Origin of the sequence: Rhodopseudomonas boonkerdii, from assembly GCF_021184025.1 — a bacterium.
Lineage (GTDB): Bacteria > Pseudomonadota > Alphaproteobacteria > Rhizobiales > Xanthobacteraceae > Tardiphaga > Tardiphaga boonkerdii.
The window spans coordinates 4,374,257-4,398,598 of the sequence record NZ_CP036537.1 but is presented as its reverse complement, the minus strand read 5'-3'; the positions used below and the strand labels follow the sequence as shown (position 1 = coordinate 4,398,598).

At 61.9% G+C, this 24,342-nt stretch carries 20 protein-coding genes; 17 read left to right on the top strand and 3 right to left on the bottom strand.

Annotation, left to right across the window (positions count from 1 at the left end; genetic code table 11):
- The first annotated feature begins 49 nt into the window (after positions 1-49).
- From E0H22_RS20190 to E0H22_RS20175, 4 genes are read left to right on the top strand one after another with little or no spacing between them, the layout of a single operon-like run.
- Positions 50-1,021, top strand: a complete 972-nt coding sequence (locus E0H22_RS20190) for an ABC transporter permease (protein ID WP_233022764.1) — start codon at positions 50-52, stop codon at positions 1,019-1,021.
- Positions 1,018-1,857 (top strand): ABC transporter permease, encoded by an 840-nt coding sequence (locus E0H22_RS20185; protein WP_233022763.1) that lies wholly within the window; start codon positions 1,018-1,020, stop codon positions 1,855-1,857. The genes E0H22_RS20190 and E0H22_RS20185 overlap by 4 nt, the downstream gene beginning before the upstream one ends.
- Entirely contained in the window at positions 1,857-3,476 is a 1,620-nt protein-coding gene (locus tag E0H22_RS20180) for an ABC transporter ATP-binding protein (RefSeq protein WP_233022762.1), read from the top strand. The genes E0H22_RS20185 and E0H22_RS20180 overlap by 1 nt, the downstream gene beginning before the upstream one ends.
- 6 nt (positions 3,477-3,482) lie before the next feature.
- Positions 3,483-4,433, top strand: a complete 951-nt coding sequence (locus tag E0H22_RS20175; RefSeq protein WP_233022761.1) for a 2-hydroxyacid dehydrogenase — start codon at positions 3,483-3,485, stop codon at positions 4,431-4,433.
- An 89-nt stretch (positions 4,434-4,522) separates the two neighbouring features.
- Here E0H22_RS20175 and E0H22_RS25965 read toward each other — a convergent pair whose 3' ends face one another.
- Positions 4,523-4,648, bottom strand: a complete 126-nt coding sequence (locus E0H22_RS25965) for a hypothetical protein (RefSeq protein WP_283818743.1) — start codon at positions 4,646-4,648, stop codon at positions 4,523-4,525.
- 176 nt (positions 4,649-4,824) lie between these two features.
- Between E0H22_RS25965 and E0H22_RS20170 the strand changes: the two genes are divergently transcribed.
- From E0H22_RS20170 to E0H22_RS20145, 6 genes are all read left to right on the top strand, one after another.
- Complete coding sequence (locus E0H22_RS20170) at positions 4,825-5,643, top strand: aldo/keto reductase (protein WP_233026444.1); 819 nt, start codon at positions 4,825-4,827, stop codon at positions 5,641-5,643.
- 230 nt (positions 5,644-5,873) lie between these two features.
- Positions 5,874-6,800 carry a LysR family transcriptional regulator gene (locus E0H22_RS20165; RefSeq protein ID WP_233022760.1) on the top strand — a complete coding sequence of 309 codons (927 nt, stop codon included), beginning with the start codon at positions 5,874-5,876 and terminating at the stop codon, positions 6,798-6,800.
- A gap of 112 nt (positions 6,801-6,912) precedes the next feature.
- The gene (locus E0H22_RS20160; protein ID WP_233022759.1) at positions 6,913-7,890 is read left to right on the top strand and encodes a tripartite tricarboxylate transporter substrate binding protein; all 978 of its coding nucleotides are present in this window, start codon (positions 6,913-6,915) and stop codon (positions 7,888-7,890) included.
- Between the two features lie 121 nt (positions 7,891-8,011).
- Positions 8,012-8,635: an RraA family protein gene (locus E0H22_RS20155; protein ID WP_233022758.1), complete on the top strand. Its 624-nt coding sequence runs from the start codon at positions 8,012-8,014 to the stop codon at positions 8,633-8,635.
- Positions 8,636-8,789: 154 nt separating this feature from the next.
- Positions 8,790-10,100: an MFS transporter gene (locus tag E0H22_RS20150; protein WP_233022757.1), complete on the top strand. Its 1,311-nt coding sequence runs from the start codon at positions 8,790-8,792 to the stop codon at positions 10,098-10,100.
- Positions 10,101-10,141: 41 nt separating this feature from the next.
- Positions 10,142-11,122, top strand: coding sequence for a phosphoglycerate dehydrogenase (locus tag E0H22_RS20145; protein ID WP_233022756.1), 981 nt, complete (start codon positions 10,142-10,144; stop codon positions 11,120-11,122).
- A 49-nt stretch (positions 11,123-11,171) separates the two neighbouring features.
- On the opposite strand, the gene nikR is transcribed toward E0H22_RS20145, so the two are convergent.
- Positions 11,172-11,612, bottom strand: coding sequence for a nickel-responsive transcriptional regulator NikR (nikR, locus tag E0H22_RS20140; protein WP_233022755.1), 441 nt, complete (start codon positions 11,610-11,612; stop codon positions 11,172-11,174).
- Positions 11,613-11,760: 148 nt separating this feature from the next.
- Here nikR and E0H22_RS20135 point away from each other — a divergent pair, with 148 nt between their 5' ends.
- The 6 genes from E0H22_RS20135 (at position 11,761) to E0H22_RS20110 (ending at position 21,101) form a co-directional block, all read left to right on the top strand.
- Positions 11,761-14,055, top strand: coding sequence for a TonB-dependent receptor (locus tag E0H22_RS20135; RefSeq protein WP_233022754.1), 2,295 nt, complete (start codon positions 11,761-11,763; stop codon positions 14,053-14,055).
- A 124-nt stretch (positions 14,056-14,179) separates the two neighbouring features.
- On the top strand, positions 14,180-15,238 hold the full coding sequence (locus tag E0H22_RS20130; protein WP_233022753.1) for a lactonase family protein: 1,059 nt from the start codon (positions 14,180-14,182) through the stop codon (positions 15,236-15,238).
- A 277-nt stretch (positions 15,239-15,515) separates the two neighbouring features.
- Positions 15,516-17,243, top strand: coding sequence for a cation:proton antiporter (locus E0H22_RS20125; protein WP_233022752.1), 1,728 nt, complete (start codon positions 15,516-15,518; stop codon positions 17,241-17,243).
- A gap of 158 nt (positions 17,244-17,401) precedes the next feature.
- Positions 17,402-18,478 carry a 3,4-dihydroxy-2-butanone-4-phosphate synthase gene (gene ribB, locus E0H22_RS20120; protein ID WP_233022751.1) on the top strand — a complete coding sequence of 359 codons (1,077 nt, stop codon included), beginning with the start codon at positions 17,402-17,404 and terminating at the stop codon, positions 18,476-18,478.
- Positions 18,479-18,616: 138 nt separating this feature from the next.
- Positions 18,617-19,828 (top strand): acyl-CoA dehydrogenase, encoded by a 1,212-nt coding sequence (locus tag E0H22_RS20115; RefSeq protein WP_233022750.1) that lies wholly within the window; start codon positions 18,617-18,619, stop codon positions 19,826-19,828.
- A gap of 355 nt (positions 19,829-20,183) precedes the next feature.
- Positions 20,184-21,101 (top strand): MBL fold metallo-hydrolase, encoded by a 918-nt coding sequence (locus E0H22_RS20110; protein ID WP_233022749.1) that lies wholly within the window; start codon positions 20,184-20,186, stop codon positions 21,099-21,101.
- Between the two features lie 496 nt (positions 21,102-21,597).
- On the opposite strand, the gene E0H22_RS20105 is transcribed toward E0H22_RS20110, so the two are convergent.
- Positions 21,598-22,437, bottom strand: coding sequence for a DUF1499 domain-containing protein (locus E0H22_RS20105; RefSeq protein ID WP_233022748.1), 840 nt, complete (start codon positions 22,435-22,437; stop codon positions 21,598-21,600).
- Positions 22,438-22,702: 265 nt separating this feature from the next.
- Between E0H22_RS20105 and E0H22_RS20100 the strand changes: the two genes are divergently transcribed.
- Complete coding sequence (locus tag E0H22_RS20100; RefSeq protein WP_233022747.1) at positions 22,703-24,334, top strand: acyl-CoA synthetase; 1,632 nt, start codon at positions 22,703-22,705, stop codon at positions 24,332-24,334.
- Positions 24,335-24,342 lie beyond the last annotated feature (8 nt).

The window sequence follows — 24,342 nt, the reverse complement described above, 5'->3', positions numbered from 1 at the left end:
TCGTCACGGGTTTTCTTTTGCTTTCTCACCTGACCGCGGTGGATCTCTGATGCTGTCATTCGTTGCCCAGAGGATCGTGAAGGGCATTTTCGTGCTGCTAGCGATCATCGTGATGAACTTCTTTCTGATCCGCCTCGCGCCGGGCGATCCCGCCTCGGTGATGGCCGGCGAGGCCGGAGCCAGCGACGCGCAATTCGTGCAGCAGCTCCGCGAAAAGTTCTCGCTCGACAGGCCGGTTCCCGAGCAGCTCTTCACCTATGTGAAGGGTGTCGTGACGCTGGATCTCGGCTACTCCTTCCGTCAGCAGATGCCGGTATCGGCACTGATCGCCGAGCGCCTGCCGGCAACGTTGCTGCTGACGCTCACGGCTTTCGCGATATCACTGATATTGGGCATCACCTTCGGTACGCTGGCGGCGAGATTTGCGGGGACATGGGCGGATACCGCCATCACGGTCTCGGCGCTGCTGTTCTACGCGACGCCGATCTTCTGGGTCGCGCTGATGTCGATCCTGCTGTTCTCCGTCTATCTCGGCTGGCTGCCCAGTTTCGGCTATGAGACCGTCGGCGCCAATTACACCGGATGGGCCCATGTCAAGGATGTCGCGCTGCATCTGGTCATGCCGGCGATGACCATCGGCCTGTTCTTCATGGCGACCTATACGCGCATGACCCGCGCGTCGATGCTCGAGGTGAAGCGGCTCGATTTCGTCAAGACCGCGCGCGCCAAGGGGCTGCGCAACAACATCATCCAGCGTCGCCACGTGTTGCGCAATGCGCTGTTGCCGGTGGTGACGCTGGCGGGCGTGCATTCGGGCACGCTGGTCGGCGGCGCCGTGCTCACCGAGACGGTGTTCGCGTGGCCGGGCATCGGACGTCTGCTCTATGAGGCGCTGCTGCAGCGCGACTACAACCTCCTGCTCGGCGTCTTCGTGGTCTGCTCGGCCATGGTGCTGATCTTCAACCTCGTCACCGACCTCGTTTACCGTCTGGTCGACCCGCGCATCGAGTTTGCCAAATGAAGAAGTTCTGGAAATTGATGCTGCGCAATCCCGGCGGCGTCATCGGTCTCGTGCTTTTGACCGTCGCCGTCTTCATCGCCATTTTCGGGCCGATGATCTTCCCGACCTCGCCGTGGCGTATGGTGCAGCGGCCGTTTCTGCCGCCCTTCACCAACCCGATGGTGACGCTGGGCACCGACGCGCTCGGCCGCGATGTGTTCGCCGGCCTGATCTACGGCGCGCGGGTGTCGCTGCTGGTCGGTCTCGTCTCCACCACGGTGGCGCTGACCATCGGTGTGCCGGTCGGCGCCATCGCCGGCTATTTCGGCGGCAAGGTCGACGACCTGATGATGCGTGGCACCGAGTTCTTCCAGACCATTCCGAGCTTCGCGCTGGCCATCGTGCTGGTGGCGATCCTGCAGCCCTCGATCTATTCCATTGTCGGCGCCATCGCCATCGTGTCCTGGCCGCCAGTGGCGCGTCTGGTCCGTGGTGAGGTGCTGTCGCTGCGCACGCGCGAATATGTCCAGGCCGCCGTGGTCACGGGGCAGAGCAACAGCTGGATCATCTGGCGCGAGATCTTGCCGAATGCACTATCGCCGGTGATCGTGCTGGCCTCGCTGATGGTCGCCAATGCGATCCTGCTGGAATCCTCGCTGTCGTTCCTCGGTCTCGGCGATCCCAATCTGATGTCCTGGGGCTACATGGTCGGCGCCGGCCGCACCGTCATTCGTCAGGCCTGGTGGATCACGGTGTTCCCCGGCATCGCCATTCTTCTTTCGGTACTCGCCATGAACCTGATCGGCGAAGGGCTCAACGATGCGCTCAATCCGCGCCTGGCAAAGGATAGCCGCTGATGACCAAAGCGCCCGCTGTTGCCATTAAAAATCTGAAGATCGCGCTGCCGAAGAGCGCGGAACGTCCTTACGCCGTCGATGGTGTGTCCATCGATCTTATTCCGGGCGAAATCGTTTGCGTCGTCGGCGAGTCCGGCTCCGGCAAGTCCATGTGCGCGCATGCGCTGATGGGCCTGTTGCCGGACACCGTGAAGACCGAGGCCGGCGAGATTTCCTTCGAGGGCAAGGATCTTCTGAAGTTCGGTGAGGACCAGTGGCGTGACGTGCGAGGCCGCGGCATCGCCATGGTGTTTCAGGAGCCGATGACGGCGCTCAATCCACTGATGCGGATCGGCGACCAGATGATGGAGATGTTCGAGGCCCATGGCCTGCTGACGCCGAAGGAGCGCCGCGCCAAGGCACTCAATCTGGCGAAGGAGGTCGGTCTGCCCGATCCCGAGCGCATCATCCGCGCCTATCCGCACCAGCTCTCCGGTGGCCAGCGCCAGCGCGCCATGATCGCCATGGCGCTTGCCCTGGAGCCCTCGGTGCTGGTGGCGGACGAGCCCACCACTGCTCTGGACGTCACCACGCAGGCGCAAATTCTCAAACTGATCCGCAACCTGCAGCGCAGCCGTAACATGGCGGTGATGTTCATCACCCACGATTTCGGTGTCGTCGCCGATATCGCCGACCGCGTCGTCGTGCTCCGTCATGGCAAAATCGTGGAGGAAGGCTCGATCGATGCCGTGTTCAGGAATCCGCAGCACGATTACACCAAGGCGCTGCTCGCCGCCGTGCCGTCGATGGACCCTCCTGCGCGCGCACCGCTCGACGAGACCAACAAGGCTGTCGATGTCATCGGCCTCGACAAGACCTATGTGACCCCGCAGGGCTGGTTCAAGCCGGATCGTCGCGTGCAGGCCGCGAATGAGGTGACGTTCTCGGTCCTCAAGGGTGAGACTGTCGGTCTTGTCGGTGAGTCCGGTTCCGGCAAGTCCTCGGTCGCTCGTCTGGTGATGCGCCTGATCGAGGCCGATCGCGGCACAGTCCGCATCGGCGATATCGATCTCACCGCGCTGGAAGGCCGTGCGCTGCGCGACCAGAGGCATCGTATCCAGATGATCTTCCAGGATCCGTTCGCCTCGCTCAATCCGCGCCGCAAGGTCGGCCAGATCATCAGCGACGGCCCGATTGCCCGCGGCACCAGTCCGAAGGTCGCGATGGACCGTGCGCGTGACATTCTCGGCATGGTCGGCCTCGATGCCGGCGCGCTCGAACGCTATCCGCACGAATTCTCCGGCGGCCAGCGTCAGCGCATCGGCATTGCCCGCGCGCTCGCCATGGACCCGGAGATCATCGTTGCCGACGAGGCGGTGTCCGCGCTCGACGTGTCGGTGCAAGCGCAGGTGCTGAAGCTGCTCGAGGACCTCAAGGCACGTCTCGGCCTGTCCATGCTGTTCATCACCCACGATCTCCGCGTCGCCGCCCAGATCTGCGACCGGATCGCGGTCATGCAGCGGGGCGAGATCGTCGAACTGAAGCCGACGGCGCAGCTGTTTGCCGCGCCAGAACATCCCTATACCCGCGAACTGCTCGGTGCCGTCCCCGGCCAGAGCTCGCCATCGCAGGCAGCCTGATCTTTTATGTCGTCGACACCTCTTCGCTGCGTTCTTCTCAGCACCACCCTCGGCCTGCGCGGATATCTCGCGCAGGAACTCGCCAAGCTCGATGGCAAGGTGACATTCGTCGATCATCCGGATGGCATTGATCCCGCCGATGTGCAGATGGCCATCGGCTGGCATCCGCCCCCGGATGCGTTCGACCATTATCCGAACCTCAAGGCTGTGTGCTCGATCGCAGCCGGCGCCGATAGTCTGCTGCATTGCCCGAGCATGCGCGACGGGATCGATATCGTGCGTGTGGTCGAGCCGGCGCAGGCCGAGATGATGTCGGGCTTCGTCGCCTGGCATGCGATCTCTCACCAGCGTCAGATGGGCGTCTATCGGCAGCAGCAGCGCGACAAGATCTGGCAACGGCAGCCGCAGCGCCGCGCAGCGGATGTGCCGGTCGGTATTCTCGGCTACGGCGCCATCGGTGCCCGCGTGGCGTCGGATCTCGCGATGCTCGGCTTTCCGGTCAAGGTCTGGAGCCGAACGGCGAAGCCAACGACGGCCGGCGTGCTCGGCTTCAGCGGTAACGACGGTCTCGACCGGATGCTCGACGATAGCGAAATACTGGTCAATCTGCTGCCGCTGACATCGGAGACGCGGGGTATCCTGAATGCATCGCTGTTCGCGAAGCTGCGTCGCGGCGCCTATCTCATCCATGTCGGCCGCGGCCCGCATCTGGTCGATGCGGATCTGTTCGCGGCTCTTGGCAATGGCCAACTGTCCGGCGCGGCCATCGACGTGTTTCACGTCGAGCCGCTACCGGTCGACAGCCCGTTCTGGACTCATCCGAACATCGTGCTCACGCCGCATGACGCGTGCGATGCCAGCTTGGCCGCCATCGGCAAGACCATTCGCGCGACAGCGGAAGCGGTGCAGGCCGGCGTGAAGCCGAAGGACACGGTGGACCGGGGACGGGGATATTGAAGGCCCCGTAGGATGGGTGGAGCGCCGCGAAACTCATCGGCCGAACGGTGATGGGTTTCGCGGCGCTCCACCCACCCTACGAGAGGTGCCTAGCGTGCCAGCCAGAAGCCGCCGACAACAAGCACAACGGCGAGCGTGACGATCACACCGAGCACGGCAAAAATGATGGCCCAGAGTCCGTGGGAATCCAGCCATGCACGAAGCGCTTTCTCCACCTTGAACATCTCCCCGTGATGTGAGTTCCTGTTTTGGTGCGGGCAGCGTATCAGATCGCGCGGGCGGCGTCTTGTGGCGGGCTGCCTCAGAGCATGATCCCGAAAAGCGAACACCGGTTTTCGGATCGCATCACGCTCTGGAAATGGAATCAGGAGGTCTCATGCAGTCCATCGGTATGCAGTCTATCGAAACCCAGGGCATCGCCGTGCCGAAGCTCGGCCTTGGCACCTTCAAACTGACGGGCGATGCCTGTATCGCCGGTGTCGAAAGCGCGCTCCGGCTTGGCTATCGCCACATCGACACCGCCGAGATGTATGGCAACGAGGCGGAAGTCGGTGCCGGCATCAAGGCCGCCGGGCTGCCGCGCAAGGATCTGCATGTCACGACCAAGGTCTGGCATGAGAACCTCGCGCCCGACGCCATCAAGCGCGCCTTCGACGCCAGCCAGACCAAACTCGGTCTCGACGTCATCGATCTTTATCTGGTGCACTGGCCGTCGAAGGGCATGAACCTGCCGGCCATCTTCGAGACGCTGTTGAAATTCAAGGACGAGGGTCGCATTCGCGCGCTTGGCGTCGCCAATTTTCCGGTGGCGCTGATGAAACAGGCGGTGGAGGAGATCGGTGCGCCCGTCGCCTGCAACCAGGTCGAATATCATGCGCTGCTGGACCAGACCAGGCTGCTGACCTATCTGCGCGCGAAATCGATTCCGCTCGTCGCCTACTGCCCGCTGGGACAGGGCCGTCTCGCCGACAATGACGCGATGAAGAAGATTGGCGCCAAGCATGGCGTGTCGGCAGCGCAGGTTGCTTTGAAGTGGCTGCTCGATCAGGATGGCGTTGCTGCAATCCCGAAGGCATCGCGCAAGGAAAGTCAGCAGGCCAATCTCGACGCGCTGAAGGTCACCCTCGACGACGAGGACCGTAAGACGATCGCCAGCCTACCGAAGGACGAGCGTTTCGTGAAGCCAGCCTTCGCGCCGGACTGGGACTGAGGAAGATTTCGATCTGAATGAATCGCTTCTTCGAGGCATCATGCGCAATGGGCGAATGCCGCAAGCAAGTCCGCCTCATGTGACTGTGCAGACGCTGGATGCGCGATCATGCCACGCAGCATGCACCCTCCGACGAGGCCATCAAGAATTGCGTTTGACGGGGCGTCTTGGCGATCGATCCGGTCAGAAGCAGCTTGGCGTGGCTGCTTCATGGTGAGATATATCGGTCCATGACCCTTAAGCAGCTCGAAGCATTCTATTTCGCGGCGACCCTCGGTAGTTTCGTTCTGGCGGCGCAGCGCGTTCATGTGACGCAATCCTCGCTGTCGAAACGGATTGCAGAGCTTGAGGAATGGGTAGGTGTTGAGCTTTTCGTGCGGACTGGAAAGCGTGCTCATCTGACGGAAGCGGGGCACCGGGTTCTGAAAGTCGCAGGCCAAATGCTCGAGCTCAAGGAGTATGTGCGCGACGCTCTGGATGGACCGGTCGAACTGAGCGGAACCTGCAGCTTCGGAATTAGTGAACTCGGCGCCCTGACATGGCTTCCCCGTTTCGTCGCCAAGGTGCGGGAGAAGCATCCCCAACTGATCCTGCGACCGCATGTCGATCTCGGGCGACGGCTGGAGCGGCAGGTGGTTCGCGGAGAACTCGACTTCGCGATTGTACCAGGTCCTGCCGAGGATCCCAGTATTTCCCAGCAACGGATCGGCGATGTGAAATTCGTTTGGACCGCGGCACCGGGACGTCTCCGGCCGGGGCGTATCCTCAAGCCGGCGGATCTGGCCAAGCACCCTGTCATCACGATGACCGAGGGGTCCGGCCTGACGCAGGCGTTCGATAATTGGGCGGCCAGCCAAGGTCTCCGTATGCAGCGAATTGTCGCAAGCAACAGCCTGATGGCTATTATCGGACTGACGATCGCAGATGTCGGGGTGAGCTTTCTTCCGCAAGCGTTCATGCGCCCGTGGGTGGACGGTGGAGCACTCACGACGTTCCGCAGCAATCCGCCTTTGCCTGGCCTTGCCTATTGCTTCATCCATCGCGAAGACGACCGCCGCTCCCTGCTGCCGATCCTTCTGCAGTGCGTTCTCGACGTCGCCGAATATGCGACGATGACTGAATACAGTCGAAAAACGACTAGGCGATTACGCAAATAATTCGCTTGTTGGTATTGCCATGATCGCGGACGGTCCCTGCCGGGAGGATCGCGTTCGCTGATGCAAAATCGGTCCCCCTCACAAATGAACCGAGGAAACATAGAGGGCCGACATGAAGATCGTGGCACTGTGCGCGTTCGCCACTGCGATCGGTTTTACAATCGTCCCGCCTGCCATGGCGGGCTGGCCAGACGATAAACCGACCGAGGTGATCGTCGGCTTTTCCGCCGGCGGCGGAACCGACGTGATGGCGCGCAAACTTCTTCCATACGTGGAGAAAAAGTTTGGCGATTCCGCCAAATTCATCGTGGTGAACCGACCCGGTGCCGCCGGCGAGATTGCTGTGACCTCGGTCGCGCGTGCGGCGCCTGACGGGTTTACGATCGGTCTCGTGAATGTGCCGGGCTACAATTTCATTCCGATGACCCGCGCCGCCCAGTACAGCACCGACAGCCTGCGTCTGATCGCACGTGTGGTCGATGATCCATCGGTCATCGTCGTGAGCAAGGATAGCAAGTTCAATGGTCTCAAGGACATTATCGATGCCCTGAGGAGCAGACCGGGCTCGATCACCTTTGGTCACAATGGCGCAGGCACCAACGGTCATTTGGCAGTTCGCATGCTGGCCAAGACGGCCGGTGTCCACACCAACGATATCTCCTACAAGGGGACGGCCGCACAGCGCACCGATCTCCTCGGTGGTCACCTTGACGTGGGTTTGCTGAGCGTGAGCGAAGTCCCGGAACTGCACGGTGGTGTCAAAGGTGAGCTGAAGGTGATCGCATTGCTTGCGAAAACGCGGTCCTCAGTGCTCCCCGATGTTCCGACCGCGGAGGAAGTCGGTGTGCCGGTCATCATGTCGGCCGAACGTGGTTTTGCCGTACCGAAGGCTCTTCCCGACATCATCGTCAAGAAGCTCGAGACGGCCATCCGGGAAAGCCTGAAAGATCCAGAATATATCAAGAGTTCTCCGGGCGATGCGCCCGTGCTCGCATTCATGCCCGGCGCAGAGTGGCAGGCGCATCTGGACCGGATGACGGAAGATTTGCGGCCGTTGGCTGAGGAAGTCAAAAAGTCAGAACGAAAGTGAAATTCGCTGCCGCCGGCTTTCGGATCAAGTCGAAAAACGACACGGTTGTGATGAAAATTAATCGTTTTTCTTCCGAAAGGATGCCGTTCAGAGTGCACCAAATTGTCATTGGGAGGTAACAATGCGGGACACTAACGGCGTAGACGAGCGCGCACTCGTAGAGGCATTTCGGAACGCGCCGACCGCCGTCATCAGCGACAACTTGCAGAGGCTGCCGGGTCTCGTGGGCTTGAACCGCTATCACCGGTCAGGTCAGTTGCTGGGACGCGCACGAACTGTGCGTACGCGGGCTGGCGATAATCTCACGATCCACAAAATGCTCGATCTGGTTCGCCCCGGCGAAGTAATTGTCGTCGCGGGCGAGGGCGATCTGTCGCGCGCATTGGTTGGCGATATCATGAAGACAATCGCCGAAGTGCGCGGCGTCGCAGGTTTCGTCATCGATGGTGCGATCCGTGACAGCGCCGCTTTCGCCGCCTCGGACTTTCCGTGCTTCGCGCGCGGCGTGACCCATCGCGGACCTTACAAGGACGGTCCGGGGGAACTCGATGTTCCCGTTCCGATCGCCGGCACAGTCGTGTCGCCGGGTGATATCGTCGTCGGTGATGAAGACGGCGTGGTGACGTTCCCGATATCGGTCGCCGAGGAGCTCAGCGCGGCGGTGCGGGCCCACATCAGCCGGGAAGAAAGTATCATCAAGTCAATTCATGCGGGCACCTATACGGGTGCATATGCCAAGAAGTGAAGCTGTGTCAGCGAGGCTCGCCAACGCGCGACTTCGCTGACTGCTCCCTCAGATTCGACGGTCGAGATCGCGGTCATTCGCATCTTTCGGGCAGCCTTTGGCTGCGCGAACAGATTTCCGCGTTTACGTCCGTTCTCCCAATGAAGGGCCATCCATGACGACCATATCGCCTTCGAGCGCGAATACTGCGCACAAAGCGAAATACAAGCGAGCGACTGCTGTCGCGGTATTCGGTACCTTTATCGAATATTACGACTTCAGCATCTACGGCTACGTTGCCGCAACGATCGCGATCGTGTTCTTTCCGGCCGGCGACGGTGTGGCCAATCTGCTGAACACGCTCGCGATCTTCGGTCTCGCCTTCGTGGTGCGTCCGATCGGCGCGTGGTATTTCGGTCGGCTGGGTGATCTCAGCGGGCGGCGAAAAAGCCTGATCGCCAGTATTACGCTGATGGGCGTCGCCGCGACCCTGACCGGTCTGCTGCCGAGCTATGAGACCATCGGAATCGCCGCGCCGATCCTCCTGATCATCATGCGAATGCTGCAAGGCTTTTCGACCGGAGGCGAAATCGGCGGCGCAGCATCCTATATTCGGGAATGGGCCCCCGCCCATCGCAGAGCGCTCTATATTTCCTTCATCCCTTCGATCGCCCAACTCGGCAAGGGGCTGGCTGCCGGTCTGGCAGGTTTGATAGCGGTCATGATCTCGAAGGAGAGTATGATGGAATGGGGATGGCGCATTCCGTTCCTTCTCGCTGCGCCTCTTGCACTCTTGACGATCTGGATGCGTCTACAGGTCGAGGATAGCCCGGAGTTTCAGGCTCTTGCTGCGAAGCAGAAGCCGAAGCGCGCGCCGCTGGCGGAAGTGTTCGCGGTCCATAGGTCGGCTCTGGCGAAAGTCACTCTCATCTCGGCCGTCCAGAACATCGGCACCTATATTGGTACGGTCTTCGTTGCCGTTTATTTCAGCGAGGTGCTGGGCTTCACCAAGGGGCAGGCTTCAACGATCGTCCTCCTGGCCGTCCTGTTCGCTTCCGTCTTGATCCCCGTCGCGGGAATGATTGGCACCCGGATCGGCGGGAAGCCGCTCCTTCTCTGGTCATACGCCGCCTACATCGTTCTGACCCTTCCTGAATTCTTGCTCATGAACCAGCAGTCATTCGGCTTGGCGTTGCTTGGTCTATTCGTCGGTATCATTCCCTATGCGCTGTGCCAGGCGGGCACTTACTCGACGATGCCGGAGCTGTTTCCAACGGAGGTACGCCACACTGGCGTGGCATTCGGTCACAGCGTTGGCGCAGTGATCGGTGGAGGCGCGGGGCCCTACCTCGCCACTTGGCTCATCGCGATCACCGGCAACAACTACATGCCGGCCTACATCCTGATGGTTTCAGGTGCCGTTGGTCTTGCCGTCATAAGCACGACGGTTCGACGGAATTCACAGGGCGCTCATTTGTACGCCTGACCACGTCGCCGTGTCGATTATCACTCCAACTGGGTTCAACGATGGCTTTCCAAATTCTGGCATCGACGCGCTTCTTCGATGCAGAAGCTGAGCAGCTTCTTGTCGATCATGGCTGCGAGGTGCGCCGGACTGGACTCTCGCAGGACGTGCAGGACGATACGATCGCTCCAGGTGAATTGGATCGGCTTCTCACCGGGATCGATGGCTGGATTGTCGGCACCGCTCTCGTCACGCGGGATTTGTTGACTAAACACCCCCAACTCAAGGTCATCGCGCGCCGCGGGGTAGGCTATGACACAGTCGATGTAACAGCGGCGCGTGAACTCGGCCGCCGGGTGATAATCTCCCCGGGCGGCAACGAGCCTGCCGTGGCCGATCATGCTGTCGGAATGATGCTTGCTCTGGCAAAGCGGCTGCGAGAAGGGCATCTAGCGATGCAGGCGGACCGCTGGTCGCCATTGGTGGGGACCGAACTTTGCGAGAAGACGGTAGGACTTGTTGGATTTGGTAGGATTGCGCAGGCTGTGGGACGGCGCGTGCGTGGGTTCGATGCCAATGTTCTCGCTTACGATCCCCATCCGAACAATGAGGCCGCGAACGCCATCGGGGCGCGCTTTGTCGAGATGCCCGAATTGCTCGGCAAGTCTGACTACATAAGCCTGCATCTTCCGCTCACCGAGCAGACGCGCCATCTCTTCGATCGCAACAGGATGCTCCAATTGAAACGCGGCGCGATCCTCGTGAATACGGCACGAGGCGGTTTGATCGACGAGGCCGCGCTGGTCGAGCTTCTGAGGTCGAACCACCTCATGGGCGCAGGCCTCGATGTGTTCGAGGGCGAGGCCGACCCATCGAAGCGGGAGCACATCAAGGAACTGATTGCCTTGCCGAACGTGATTGCTTCGGCACATTCGGCAGGCTCCAGCCGCGAAGGACTTATGCGGACCAACAGGCTGGCGGCGAAGTCAGTGCTTGATGTTCTCAACGGACGGGAGCCGTCGCCTCAATGCGTGGTCGTCTAGGCTGATTGATAGCCCGGATGGAGCGCAGCGTAGCCCGAGCTACGGGAGCTCACCGGTGCGCGTGCTCCTTCTTCTTTCCGACCGTTTTCTTCCCCGTCGGCATCATCACCACGCGTCCATGCTTCACCCCGCGCTCGGCGATGATGTGATCCGCAAAATGCTGCACCTCCTTGCCCGGACCGCGCAGCGCCGTCACCTCCATGCAATTGTCATCGTCGAGATGCACATGCAGCGTCGCCAGCGCGAGGTCGTGGTGATGGTGGTAGGTGTCCACCAGCCGGCGTGACAGGTCGCGCTGAGCGTGATCGTAGACATAGACGAGGGCGGCGACGCAGTCGCCGGATTTGCCTTGCTCTTGTGCAGTTTGCTGCATTCCTGCCCGGGTCAGGTCACGGATCGCTTCGGAGCGGTTCTGATAACCGCGTTCGGCGATCAGCGTGTCGAGATCTTCCATCAATTCATCATCGAGCGTGATCGTAATGCGCTGCATCTTTCGTCTCCGAAAGTATGATGATTGATTGACTTCATCATACTCGCCTGCCAGTTCTCAAACCATGTTCGGTGCAACATAACCCGTCAGCGGCCGCGCCGGGATTGTTGTTTCGCATCTGCTGGATATCCGCTGGGGGCGGTTTGCGATGAAGTGTATGTCGGGTGGTCTGTCGCTGGTTGCGGCCGTCATGCTGGTGTCGGGAGACGTCATGGCACAGGGCGTTACGACACTGGCGCCGGTTGAAGTCGATGCGCCGCAGCCGCGCGTGGGGGCGCCTGCCAAGCGCTCCGGATCGGCTGCGAAAGGCCACTATACGGGGCGTCGTCCCGCGCCATCTGTCGCTGTGGCAAGCGGTGCCGGCACGACCAATCCCGGTGCCGAGGTGGCGCAGCTTCCGGTCGGCGCAGCCAGCGAAAAGAATATCGGTGGCACCGAGGTCAATGCGCGTCCGTTGTCGCGTCCTGCAGAGGCCTTGGAGGTCGCTCCGGGCTTGATCGTCACCCAGCATTCGGGCGACGGCAAAGCCAATCAGTATTTTCTGCGCGGCGTCAATCTCGATCACGGCACCGATCTCGCGATCACCATCGACGGCATGCCCGTGAACATGCGCACCCATGGTCACGGCCAGGGCTATGCCGACATGAATTTCCTGATCCCGGAACTGATCGGTGTCGTCAATGTCCGCAAGGGTCCGTATTTCGCCGATGAGGGCGACTTCTCGTCGGTCGGCGCGATCCATGTCAGCCTGATCGACAGCGTGGAAAAGACCATGGCGTCGATCACCACGGGCAGCTTTGGCTACAACCGCGCCTTCGGTGTCACCTCGGGCAAGGCGGGCGAAGGTAACCTGCTCGTGGCCGCGGAAGCCAATATCTACAACGGCCCGTGGGACGATCCCGACAAGCTCAAGAAGATCAACGCCGTGGTCCGCTACAGCCAGGGCACGTCGGAGAATGGGTTCTCGCTCACCGGCATGGCCTATGCCAATCGCTGGAATTCCACCGATCAGGTGCCGCTGCGTGCCATCACCTCCGGCCAGATCGGCCTCTATGGCGCACTCGATCCGACCGATGGCGGCAATGCCGAGCGCTTTTCCATTTCGGGCCGCTATCGCGACAATGACAGCGCAAGCGCGACCAAGGTCGATTTCTATGCCATCAAGAGCAAGCTCAACCTCTGGAACAATTTTACGTTCTTCCTGAGCGACCCCGAGAACGGCGATCAGTTTCACCAGAAAGATGACCGCATGCTCGGCGGCATCAACGCCTCGCGGACATTCAAGGGATATCTCGGCAGCTTCCGTACCGAGACCGAGATCGGTGTGCAAAGTCGTTACGACAATATCAATGTCAGCCTCGGCAACACCGTTCGCCGGCAATATCTCTCCACCACGCGCAGCGATCTCGTGAAGGAGGCCAGCGCCGGCATCTTCGTGCAGAATACGACCTGGTGGACCGACTGGCTGCGCAGCAATGTCGGCTGGCGCGGCGATTACTACAATGCATCAGTCAATTCGCTGTTCAATGCCGCCAATTCCGGCACGGCGAATGCGACTATCGGCAGCCCCAAGGCCGGCCTCGTGTTTGGACCTTTTGCCAAGACCGAGCTTTTCCTCAACGCGGGTGAAGGCTTCCATAGCAATGACGCGCGTGGCGTGACCATCAGGGAATCGCCCTCGGATGGCTCATCGGTGGATTCATCGCCGTTTCTCGTGAAGACGCGTGGCGCCGAGGTTGGACTGCGTACAAAACTCATCCCGGGCCTCACCAGCTCCATTGCGTTGTTCACGCTGGAGTCTGCTTCGGAAATCCTGTTCGTCGGTGATGCCGGCGACACCGAGGCGAGCCGCCCGAGCCGCCGTGTGGGCTTCGAATGGACCAACGACTATCGCCCCGTCTCGTGGCTCAGCCTCGAAGCCGATCTCGCCATGACACGCGCGCGCTTCCGTGGCAGCAATGCCGATCAGGCGGCTGCCCATGCCGAACTCGACGGCTATCCGACGTCGCAGATCGGCAACGCGCCCGGCAATTACATTCCCGGTGCGCCCAACATGATCGCCTCGGCGGGTATTCGGCTCGGCGAGGCCAGAGGCTGGTTCGGCGCGCTGCGCTACCGCTATTTCGGCCCGCGCCCGCTCACCGAGGACGCCGCCTTCGTTTCGCCGGCCACGGGGGTGCTCAACGGCCAGATCGGCTATCGCTTCGACAATGGCTGGCGCATTCAGCTCGACGCCTTCAACATCCTCGATAGCAAGTCCGACCAGATCACCTATGCCTATGGTTCGCTGCTGAAGACGGACGCGCTGTTCGCCGCCTGCTTCCCCGCAGGAGGCGGTGCGCCGACAGCGCCTGCCGCCGTCTGCCAGACCGGCATCATGGATCGCATTCTTCACCCGGTCGAACCGCTGGCCCTGCGCGTGACCCTGGCCGGGACGTTCTGACTTTGCCGCAGCGCAGCTTGCGGTCATGCGTGCCGCGTATCATCATCGCTCCCAACCATAAAATCGGCGGGAGGATGAGATGCATGCGCGCAGGGCACTTCATCGGATCGGGATGGCCGTTGCCATGTTTGCGGGTGCCGCAATGAGCCAGGCGATGGCCGCCACCTTCGTCTATGTGGGGAATGCCGACAGTCAGGATATCACGATCCTCGAACTGAAACCGAACGGCGATCTGTCCGCCGTCGACACCGTCAAGGTGCCGGGGCCGGCGAAACCGGGCGGCTCGCTGCCGCTGGCGATCAGTCCCGAGAAGCACCGGCTCTATGCCGCCCTGCGCAACGAGCCATATACGGCCGTCACCTTCGATATCGATGCCAAGACCGGGAAGCTCAAACTGGTCGGCCCGGGACCGCTGGCGGATTCGATGGCCTATATCGCCATCGACCGCACGGGCCGTTTTCTGCTCGCTGCCAGCTATGGCGGCAACAAGGTGACGGTGAGCGCGATCGGCCCCAATGGTGTGATCGCTCCGGCGGAGCAGGTGGTGAATACCTTGCCCAGTGCGCATGCGATCATTGTCGATCCCACCAATCGCTATGTACTGCATACCAGCCTCGGCGGCGATGTCATCTATCAGCAGAAATTCGATGCCATAACCGGCAAGCTCACGCCTAACGATCCACCGAGCGTGAGCGTGAAAGCCAATGGCGGCCCGCGCCACCTCGTATTCTCGCCGGACAGGAAGTTCGTCTATCTGCTCAACGAGCTCGATGCCGCGATCTATGTGTTCCCGTGGGATGCGAAGACCGGAACGCTGATGAGAGAGGTCCAGATCGCGAGCGCATTGCCGAAGGGCTTCGGCGGCAAGCCCTGGGCGGCGGATATTCATCTGACGCCGGACGGCAAATATCTCTATGCCTCGGAGCGCACCAGCAGCACACTGGCTGCGTTCGTCGTTGATCGGAAGGCCGGCACGCTGAGCGCGATCGGCTCATATGTGACGGCAAAGCAGCCGCGCGGCTTCGCCATCGATCCGTCGGGCCGCTATCTGCTTGCGGTCGGACAACTGTCCAACAGCATGACCAGCCACGCCATCGACAAGAAGACCGGCACGCTGACCGTGCTGGCGGAAACGCCGGTAGGGAAGAATCCGAACTGGGTGGAGATCGTCACGCTGCCATAGCATTTGCGGTCGCGCTGCAGACGCGGGGGCCCAGCCATTTCATGGTTCGAGACGGCGCCGAAGAGGCGCTTCCTCACCATGAGGGTGGAGTAAACAACGCTGCGCGTTAAGCACGTTTTCCCGCGTTTCGCGGTCCGCTCGGATACGTCAAATTCCTTCTGGCACATATCGGCTTGGATTTACCGGTGATGCCATTTCAGACAACGGGATTTACCCCTTTGCCCCTACGCGCTGCACCATTAGAGTGCGGCCGCGAAAGCTACGTTTTGGCAGGGGCATGCACGACCTTATCCGCGATATCACCCTATGTATCCTGTTTGCATGGGCCATCGGGCTGGCTGCGCACTTCTTCCGGCAACCGCTGATACTTGCTTACCTGGTCGCGGGCTTCGTGATCGGGCCCTACGGCAGCGGATGGGTCAAGTCGGACGAGTCGGTCTCGACCATCTCGGAACTCGGCCTGATCTTCATGCTGTTCATGATCGGCCTCGAGATCGATCTGAAGAAAATCATCCGGGCCGGCAGGGTCATTCTGATCGCGGCCGGGGTGCAGCTCGTCGGTGGTTGTGTGCTCGGTGCCGCCTTCTTCATGGCGATAGGTTTGAAGCTCGGCGGCGGCGGTTTCGATGCGCTGTACCTCGCGGTCGCCTGCGCGTTGTCCTCGACGGTGGTCATCGTCAAGGTTCTCTATGAGAAGCGCGAGCTCGATACGCTGCCCGGCCGCATTACTCTCGGCATTCTGGTGCTGCAGGACATCTTCGCCATCCTGTTCCTGGCGGTACAGCCGAGCCTCGACGATCTGCAGATCGGGGTCGTGCTGCTCTCGTTCCTGCGGGTCGGAGCGCTGGTGGCGACCGCGCTGGTGCTGAGCCGCTATGTGCTGCCGCCGCTGTTCCACCAGATCGCACGGCAGCCGGAGCTGGTGATGCTCGGCGCGCTCGCCTGGTGCTTCCTGATCGGCGAGATCGCCGAGCGCCTGCATCTGTCGCGCGAGATGGGGTCGCTGGTCGCCGGCGTTGCGCTCTCGACCTTTCCCTACGCGCTCGATGTCACCGCCAAGGTGACGACGCTGCGGGACTTCTTCATCACGCTGTTCTTCGTCGGCGTCGGCATGACGATCCCGGTGCCCGATCTCGCCACGGTCAAGCTCGCGCTGGTGATTGCCATCTTTGCCGTGGTCAGCCGGCTCGTCACCACCTTCACGCCGCTTTACATGATGAGGCAGGGCCTGCGCGCCAGCCTGTTGCCGGCGCTCAATCTGGCGCAGATCAGCGAATTCTCGCTGGTGGTGCTGCAGACAGGCATCGCCGCCAATCACATCACCAAGGAAACGTCGAGTGCCGCGTCATTCGCGTTCGTCATCCTCGCGGTGCTCTCCACCTTCGCCATGGTCCAGAGCGACTGGCTCACCCGCTGGGCCATTCCGCTGCTCAAGCGCTTCGGCCTGCGCGATCTCGATCACGGGCAGGGCGGCGAGGCCGGGCATGACGCCGGTCACGGCGCCGCCCGCCGCATCGTCATTCTCGGCTTCTTCCGCACCGCCTCGGCGTTGCTCAGCCAGATCGAGCAACAGAACAAGGAACTGCTCGATCAGATCAGCGTGGTCGATTTCAATCCGAACGTCTACCGCACGCTCGCCGCGCGCGGCCAGCATGTGGTCTATGGCGATATCAGCAATGTCGACACGCTGGTCCATGCCGGCGTCGGCAATGCCGAGATCATCATCCTGAGTGTGCCGGATTCCCTGCTGAAGGGCGCCAACAACGAGAAACTGGTGCGCCACGTCCGCTCGATCAACCCGACCGCCAAGATCATCTCCACGGCGGATCTGCTCCGCGACGTCGAGGATATCTACGCCGCCGGCGCGGACTATGTCACCGTCACCCGCATCAGCGACGCGCATGCGCTTTACGAGGTTATCGAGGCGGTGGATCAGGGCCTGCTGGAGGCGAAACGGGCGGAAATGGACATGCGGCTGGCGGAGCGCCGGGAAGTGCTGCCTTAGCTTAACCTCTCCCCGCAAGAGCGGGGCGAGGGAGCGATAGGCCTGCGCCAAGCCCCCCATTCCGCACAGCGAACCCGCATGGCGCCCCCCGTTTCCGCGCCTTGCACCGCTCCCCGCTCTGCGCCATATCACTGACCACAACGAATGAGAGCATTCCGATGGCCGATCCGATTTCCGACGTTCTGAAGGCATTCGCCGCTGGCGAGATGGTCGTGGTCACCGATGACGACGATCGCGAGGGCGAAGGCGATCTGATCGTCGCGGCGTCGTTCTGCACGCCGGAGAAGATGGCCTTCATCATTCGCCATACCTCCGGCATCGTCTGCGCCCCCATTACCACTGAGGATGCTCGCCGCCTGCGGCTCGATCCGATGGTCGTCAACAACGACAGCAACCACACCACCGCCTTCACGGTGTCCATCGACTACAAGCCCGATAACGGCACCGGCATTTCGGCCGAAGAGCGTGCTTCCTGCTGTCGTGCGCTGACCAATCCCAATGCCGGCGCCAATGATTTTGCCCGCCCCGGCCACATCTTCCCGCTGATCGCCAAGGATGGCGGCGTGCTGATGCGCTCGGGCCATACGGAAGCGGCCGTCGATCTCTGCAAGATGTCCAATCTCCCGCCGGTCGGCGTCATCAGCGAATTGATGAATGACGATGGCTCCGTGATGAAGGGCCAGCAGGTCGTCGACTTCGCGGCCAAGCACAAGCTCAAGCATGTCACCATTGCCGACATGATCGCCTATCGTCAGGCGCGCGAGAAGTTGATCGAACGTGTGTCGACCTTCACGACCGAAAGCCCGATCGGCACCCTGCAGGGCTATTCCTACCGCTCGCCCTTCGATCCGATTCACCACGTCGCCTTCGTCTATGGCAGCGTTGGTGACGGCAAGAATGTGCTGACCCGCTTCCACAAGCCGAACATCGTCCGCGACATGTTCGCCGGTCCGGCCAAGATGCATGTCATCCTGGAGCGCTTCAAGGCGAACGGTAGCGGTGTGCTGGTATATCTGCGCGACGGTGCCGCAGGTGTTCCCGTCGAGCCGCTCGACACGCCGAAGTCGGCCGAGGCAGATCGCAACCGTCAGTGGCGCGAAATCGGTGTCGGTGCGCAAATCTTGCGCGATCTCGGCGTCACCTCGATCCGCCATCTCACCTCCTCGACCCATGATTATAAGGGCCTGTCGGGTTTCGGTATCGAGATCGCCTGCAACGAACAGCTTGAAGGCTAAAGGTCCAAGACCTAAAATACCGCATTCTGCAATCGTCAAGGTCGCCTCGCGCGGCCCGCGATGATGCGAGCAGACACGCGCAGGCAAGGAAACCAAAAAGCCTGCGCGCCACTCAGCCACGATATGAAAGGGACTTCGATGAGCGTTGCCGCCAAGGGTAAGGACAAGCCCGCTGCGAATTTTCAGTGGGACGATGCGTTCCTGCTCGATAGCCAGCTCACCGAAGACGAGCGCATGATCCGCGACACCGCGCGCGCCTACGCTCAGGACAAGCTGCTGCCGCGCGTGACCGACGCCTATCTCAACGAGCATACCGATCGCGAGATCTTCAACGAGATGGGCGAGCTTGGTCTGATCGGCGTGACGCTGCCGGAGGATTATGGCTGCGCCAATGCCAGCTATGTCGCTTACGGCCTCGTCAATCGCGAGATCGAGCGCGTCGACTCGGGCTACCGCTCGATGAACTCGGTGCAGTCCTCCCTGGTGATGTATCCGATCTATGCCTATGGCAGCGAGGATCAGCGCAAGAAGTATCTGCCCAAGCTCGCCACCGGCGAGTGGGTCGGCTGCTTCGGCCTGACCGAGCCCGATGCCGGTTCCGATCCCGGCGGCATGAAGACCCGCGCCGAGAAGGTGTCGGACGGTTATAAGCTGACCGGCTCGAAGATGTGGATCTCGAACGCACCGATCGCCGACGTGTTCGTGGTGTGGGCCAAGTCCGCCGCGCATGACAACCAGATCCGCGGCTTCATCCTCGAGAAGGGCATGAAGGGCCTCACCGCGCCGAAGGTTGGCGGCAAGCTGTCGCTGCGCGCTTCGATCACCGGCGAAGTCGTCATGGATGGCGTGATCGTGCCGGAAGAGAACCTGCTGCCCAACGTGTCCGGCCTCAAGGGACCGTTCGGCTGTCTCAATCGCGCCCGCTATGGCATTTCCTGGGGCGTGCTTGGCGCTGCCGAGGACTGCATGGCCCGCGCCCGCCAGTACACGCTGGACCGCAAGCAGTTCAATCGCCCGCTCGCTGCGACCCAGCTGGTGCAGAAGAAGCTCGCCGACATGCTGACCGAGATCAGCCTGGGCTTGCAGGGCTCGCTGCGCGTCGGCCGCCTGATGGACGAGGGCAATTTCCATCCGGACATGATTTCGGTGGTGAAGCGCAACAATTGCGGCAAGGCCCTCGATATCGCCCGCATGGCCCGCGACATGCACGGCGGCAATGGCATCCAGATCGAGTACCAGGTGATGCGCCATGCGCAGAATCTGGAAACCGTGAACACCTATGAAGGGACGCACGACGTCCACGCGCTGATCCTCGGCCGTGCGATTACGGGCATCCAGGCGTTCGGCTAAGCGGTTACGCTGTCAGTGTTGCGAAGTGCCCGGCCCTGTGCCGGGCATTTTTGTTTTGCGTGCCCGTAACTTTGCGCAGGTGCCAGTGGATTCCCTCCCCCTTGCGGGGAGGGTGGCGCGTAGCGCCGGGTGGGGGTGCCCCACGGTAGGACCTCACATGGGGCGCCCCCACCCGACCGGTCCAAAAGGGCCGGCCACCTACGGCGGACAAATGCGTCCGCCAGACCCCGCAAGGGGGAGGGAAGGGCGAGCGCCGCGGCGATGCGTTGCGCATGGCAGGCGCGTTTCTGCGCCGTTTGCTTTCGCGCATTGTCTTGCTAGTCATCAAACAACAACACGCCGGGAAGGACCGACCATGAGCGACAACGACGATATTCCGTTCAATCGCGATTACCCGCTCAAGCCGGGCGTGGTCGATCACGTTCGTCCCGGCGTGCGCCGCGTTCTCTGCAATAACCCGTCGCCTTTCACCTTCACGGGCACCAACAGCTACATCGTCGGCGAGGGCAAGGTCGCGATTATCGATCCCGGCCCGGATAACGAAGCTCATGCCGACGCCCTGCTTGAGGCCGTGAAGGGCGAAACGGTGACGCATATCATCGTCACCCACACCCACAGCGATCATTCTCCGAACACGGGCCGCATCAAGGCCGCGACCGGCGCCACCGTTTATGCCGAAGGCCCGCACCGCGCCTCGCGCCCGCGTTTCGAGAGCGAGAAGCACTCGCCGGAATCCGGGGCCGATCGCGATTTCAAGCCCGATGTTGTCGTGCGTGACGGCGACGTCATCGAGGGGGATGGCTGGGCGCTGGAAGGCGTGGCAACGCCGGGCCACACCGCCAATCACATGGCGTTTTCCTGGCGCGAGAAGAACTGGCTGTTCGTCGCCGACCACGTGATGGGGTGGTCGACCTCGATCGTCGCGCCGCCGGACGGTTCGATGATCGATTATATGGCTTCATTGGAAAAGCTCGCCGCCCGTCCGGAGGATCTGTATTTCTCCGGCCATGGGCCTGACATTCCCGACGCCCAGCGCTTCGTCCGCTTCCTGATCCGCCACCGAAAGGCTCGCGAAGCCTCCATCCTGCATCGGCTCGGCAAAGGCGAGGCGGATATTCCGACCATCGTGCGTGCGATCTATATCGGCCTCGACCCACGACTCTCGGGCGCGGCAGGCTATTCGGTGCTGGCCCACCTGGAAGACCTCGTCGCGCGCGGAGTGGTGGCGACGGATGGCGATCCGGTGATCGGCGGAAGTTATCGGGTGGCGTGAGGCACCTTACACCGCCCCTCATGGTGAGGAAGCGCGCGGCGCCGTCTCGAACCATGAGTTCGCCTGGCTCAGAGTGTGCGGCCATCCTTCGAGACGCCGCTGCGCGGCTCCTGAGAGTCTGACTCATAAAGCGGTCGAGGTGGTTTTCGACTGCTTTTGCTCGGAATAATGCCCGTTCAGCTCAGTATCTCGCTTCTCCGCCCCTCATCCTGAGGAGCCGCGTAGCGGCGTCTCGAAGGATGGCCGAAGAGCGCCGAGTCAAGCTATCTCATGGTTCGAGACGGCGCTACGCGCCTCCTCACCATGAGGGACAGAGCTTGTTGCGTTCCGCCTGGGCGACCAACAGGGCCAAACTACGGACCACATTTCCAGTCAGGCTCTCAGGATGAGGGACGGAGAATCGAGATCCTGAGCTGAACGGGCATTATTCCGAGCAAAAGCAGTCGAAAACCACCTCGACCGCTTTATGAGTCAGACTCTCAGGATGAGGTCGGAGCTACTTCTTCCCCTTCACCGCCGCCTTCGCGGCCGGTGTGGCCTTCGCCGCCGGGGCGTTGTCCGCGGCCGTATTGATGTCCTCGATCAGCTTGGTCACCCGCGCGGCGTTGCTGCCGAGATCGCCCTCGAAGTAGCGCGACGACGAGCGGATATCGACCCGCGAGCCTTCGCCGTCCGGTATGAAGCGGATCGAAACGTCCTCGCGAAATCCCATGATCGGTGTACGCGCCACCGCCTCGATACGGCCGATACGGCGCGGCGGCTGTGGCGGACGTTCGTCGATGACGAGCCATTTGCGCTTGTTCACCAGCGCCAGCGTCAGCTCATAGGCGCGCTGGACCGGTACGTCCAGTTCGACCGGCTCGATATCCGGATAGGCCGCGCGTTGCTGCTCGGCGGAATAAAGGCCGGCATAGACGGCGGAATTGGTGTCCTCGCCGGTGCGCAGCCGCGCCAACGCTTCGAACCGCGGCGGATCGATCGGGTCGGTGGTGATGTCGTGAATCTTCGGCAGCTTGCGATATTGATAGGCGAGGTAGCCGGGATAAGCGAGGATCGACGCGTCCAGCAGCAGCGCGATCAGGATCACGCTCATGCCGCGGGAGCCGTTTTGCCAGATCGCCGCAAAGCCGGCGAGTGCGACCAGAATCGACAGGCCGGCGAGCCCGAGCGCGCCGAAAAAGGTCATCAGCGCCGGTTTCACTTCGAGGAAGCCGAACCTGACGACGACGATCGAGACCACCGCGGCGATCGCCGAGAACACCGCCAGCCGCCGGGCCCAGAGTGCCAGGCTGGACATCGGCTCCGGCTGGTAGGCGGACGAAAACCTGCGGGCCATGGATTTCTTCTGCCAGAGGAAGGAGGCAAGGCGCGGGGGGCGCGCCGGTTCCGGATTGGCTGCCTGAAGACCATGCCGGGACGCGAAATTCAAGGCACTTTGGCGTCAGGCCAGGTCGTTTGCAGTGTTGATCGATTGAATCCTACAATCGCCGCAACAAACGATCCCTCACCCCAGCCTGGACGCAATTGCGTCCAGGCGAGAGGAGCGGTCGCCTTAGACCGCGTCTCGAAGGGTGGGCAACAAGCTCATGGTTCGAGACGCCATGAGGGCTGGGAGTGAAACCGTGCTCAAGGAAACCACCGATTACGACGCGCTTTATCGCGACTTCCACTGGGATGTCCCGGAACGGTTCAATATCGCGACGGTGGCCTGCGACCGCTATGCGGATGGCGCCGAACTGCTGGCGCTGATTTATGTGGATGAGGATCGCGGCACGCGAAAACTCTCCTTCGATGAGGTCGCCGCGTACTCACGTCGCTTCGCCAATGCGCTCAAGGCGGATGGTCTGCGGCGCGGCGACCGCGTGGCCGTCTTTCTGTCGCAGTCGATCGAACTTCCCGTCGCGCATCTGGCGGCTTTTCGCTCCGGTATGGTGTCGGTGCCGCTGTTCACGCTGTTCGGCGAAGACGCGCTGGAATTCCGCCTGAACAATTCCGGCGCGCGCGCCATCGTCACCGATCTCGGCGGCTGGGAGAAGCTGAAGAAAATTCGCGACAGGCTGCCGGCGCTCGAAGTGATCTATGTGATCGCCGCCACCGCGCCCGTCGGAACGACATCGTTCTGGGCAGCGCTCGAAAGGGCCTCTGACGATTTCGCCATCGTCGATACATCCTGCGACGATCCCGCCATCATCATCTACACATCGGGCACAACCGGCAATCCGAAGGGCGCGCTGCATGCGCATCGCGTGCTGCTCGGTCATCTGCCCAATGTGGAGATGGTGCACGGCTTTTTTCCCAAGCCCGGCGATGTCTACTGGACACCGGCGGACTGGGCGTGGATCGGCGGCTTGTTCGATGCGCTGTTTCCAGCCTGGTATCACGGCGTGCCCGTGGTCGGCTATCGCGCGAAGAAGTTCGAACCCGAGGCCGCGATGCAACTGATGGCCGATCACGGCGTGCGCAACGTGTTCCTGCCTCCCACCGCACTGAAATTGATGCGGCAGGCCAATGTGAAGCATCCCGGTGTGAAGCTGCGCAGCATCCTTACCGGCGGTGAGTCGCTCGGCGCCGAATTGCTGGACTGGGTGCGCAAGACATTCGGCATCGATGCCCATGAGATTTACGGCCAGACCGAATGCAATCTCGTGGTCGGCAACAATGCCGCGCTGTTCCCGATCAGGCCCGGCTCCATGGGCAAGCCGACGCCGGGTTTCGATGTGCGCATCGTCAATGAGCAGGGCGAGGAACTGCCGCGCGGGCAGCGGGGCATCGTCGGCGTGCGCCAGCCCAATCCCTGCACCATGCTGGGCTACTGGCAGAACGAGGAGGGGACCGCGAAGAAGTATGCCGGAGACTTCCTGCTCACCGGCGATCTCGGCATCCAGGATGACGACGGCTATTTCTGGTATGTCGCGCGCGAGGACGATGTCATCACTTCCGCCGGCTATCGCATCGGCCCGTCGGAGATCGAGCATACGCTGCTCAAGCATCCCGCTGTCGCTTTGTCCGCTGTGATCGGCATCCCCGATCCCATCCGCACCGAAGCGGTGAAAGCCTGGATCGTGCTGCGGCCGGGCTTCGCGCCGAGCGACGCGCTCGCCCGCGAGTTGCAGGATTTCGTCAAGTCGCAGCTCGCCGCCCACGAATATCCACGGCATGTGGCATTTGCGGAGTCGCTGCCGATGACCGCCACGGGTAAAGTGCTGCGGCGCGAATTGCGTGCGCGCGGATAAAGGAAGCG

Bases quoted from the DNA above. Each gene is read 5' to 3' on its own strand.
- E0H22_RS20100 (WP_233022747.1), top strand. From the start codon at position 22,703: ATGAGGGCTGGGAGTGAAACCGTGCTCAAGGAAACCACCGATTACGAC.
- E0H22_RS20155 (WP_233022758.1), top strand. From the start codon at position 8,012: ATGCGGGACACTAACGGCGTAGACGAGCGCGCACTCGTAGAGGCATTT.
- E0H22_RS20175 (WP_233022761.1), top strand. From the start codon at position 3,483: ATGTCGTCGACACCTCTTCGCTGCGTTCTTCTCAGCACCACCCTCGGC.
- ribB (WP_233022751.1), top strand. From the start codon at position 17,402: ATGGCCGATCCGATTTCCGACGTTCTGAAGGCATTCGCCGCTGGCGAG.
- E0H22_RS20185 (WP_233022763.1), top strand. From the start codon at position 1,018: ATGAAGAAGTTCTGGAAATTGATGCTGCGCAATCCCGGCGGCGTCATC.
- E0H22_RS20150 (WP_233022757.1), top strand. From the start codon at position 8,790: ATGACGACCATATCGCCTTCGAGCGCGAATACTGCGCACAAAGCGAAA.
- E0H22_RS20190 (WP_233022764.1), top strand. From the start codon at position 50: ATGCTGTCATTCGTTGCCCAGAGGATCGTGAAGGGCATTTTCGTGCTG.
- nikR (WP_233022755.1), bottom strand. From the start codon at position 11,612: ATGCAGCGCATTACGATCACGCTCGATGATGAATTGATGGAAGATCTC.
- E0H22_RS20125 (WP_233022752.1), top strand. From the start codon at position 15,516: ATGCACGACCTTATCCGCGATATCACCCTATGTATCCTGTTTGCATGG.
- E0H22_RS20170 (WP_233026444.1), top strand. From the start codon at position 4,825: ATGCAGTCTATCGAAACCCAGGGCATCGCCGTGCCGAAGCTCGGCCTT.
- E0H22_RS20160 (WP_233022759.1), top strand. From the start codon at position 6,913: ATGAAGATCGTGGCACTGTGCGCGTTCGCCACTGCGATCGGTTTTACA.
- E0H22_RS20110 (WP_233022749.1), top strand. From the start codon at position 20,184: ATGAGCGACAACGACGATATTCCGTTCAATCGCGATTACCCGCTCAAG.
- E0H22_RS20115 (WP_233022750.1), top strand. From the start codon at position 18,617: ATGAGCGTTGCCGCCAAGGGTAAGGACAAGCCCGCTGCGAATTTTCAG.
- E0H22_RS20105 (WP_233022748.1), bottom strand. From the start codon at position 22,437: ATGGCCCGCAGGTTTTCGTCCGCCTACCAGCCGGAGCCGATGTCCAGC.
- E0H22_RS20145 (WP_233022756.1), top strand. From the start codon at position 10,142: ATGGCTTTCCAAATTCTGGCATCGACGCGCTTCTTCGATGCAGAAGCT.
- E0H22_RS20165 (WP_233022760.1), top strand. From the start codon at position 5,874: ATGACCCTTAAGCAGCTCGAAGCATTCTATTTCGCGGCGACCCTCGGT.
- E0H22_RS20130 (WP_233022753.1), top strand. From the start codon at position 14,180: ATGTTTGCGGGTGCCGCAATGAGCCAGGCGATGGCCGCCACCTTCGTC.
- E0H22_RS20180 (WP_233022762.1), top strand. From the start codon at position 1,857: ATGACCAAAGCGCCCGCTGTTGCCATTAAAAATCTGAAGATCGCGCTG.
- E0H22_RS20135 (WP_233022754.1), top strand. From the start codon at position 11,761: ATGAAGTGTATGTCGGGTGGTCTGTCGCTGGTTGCGGCCGTCATGCTG.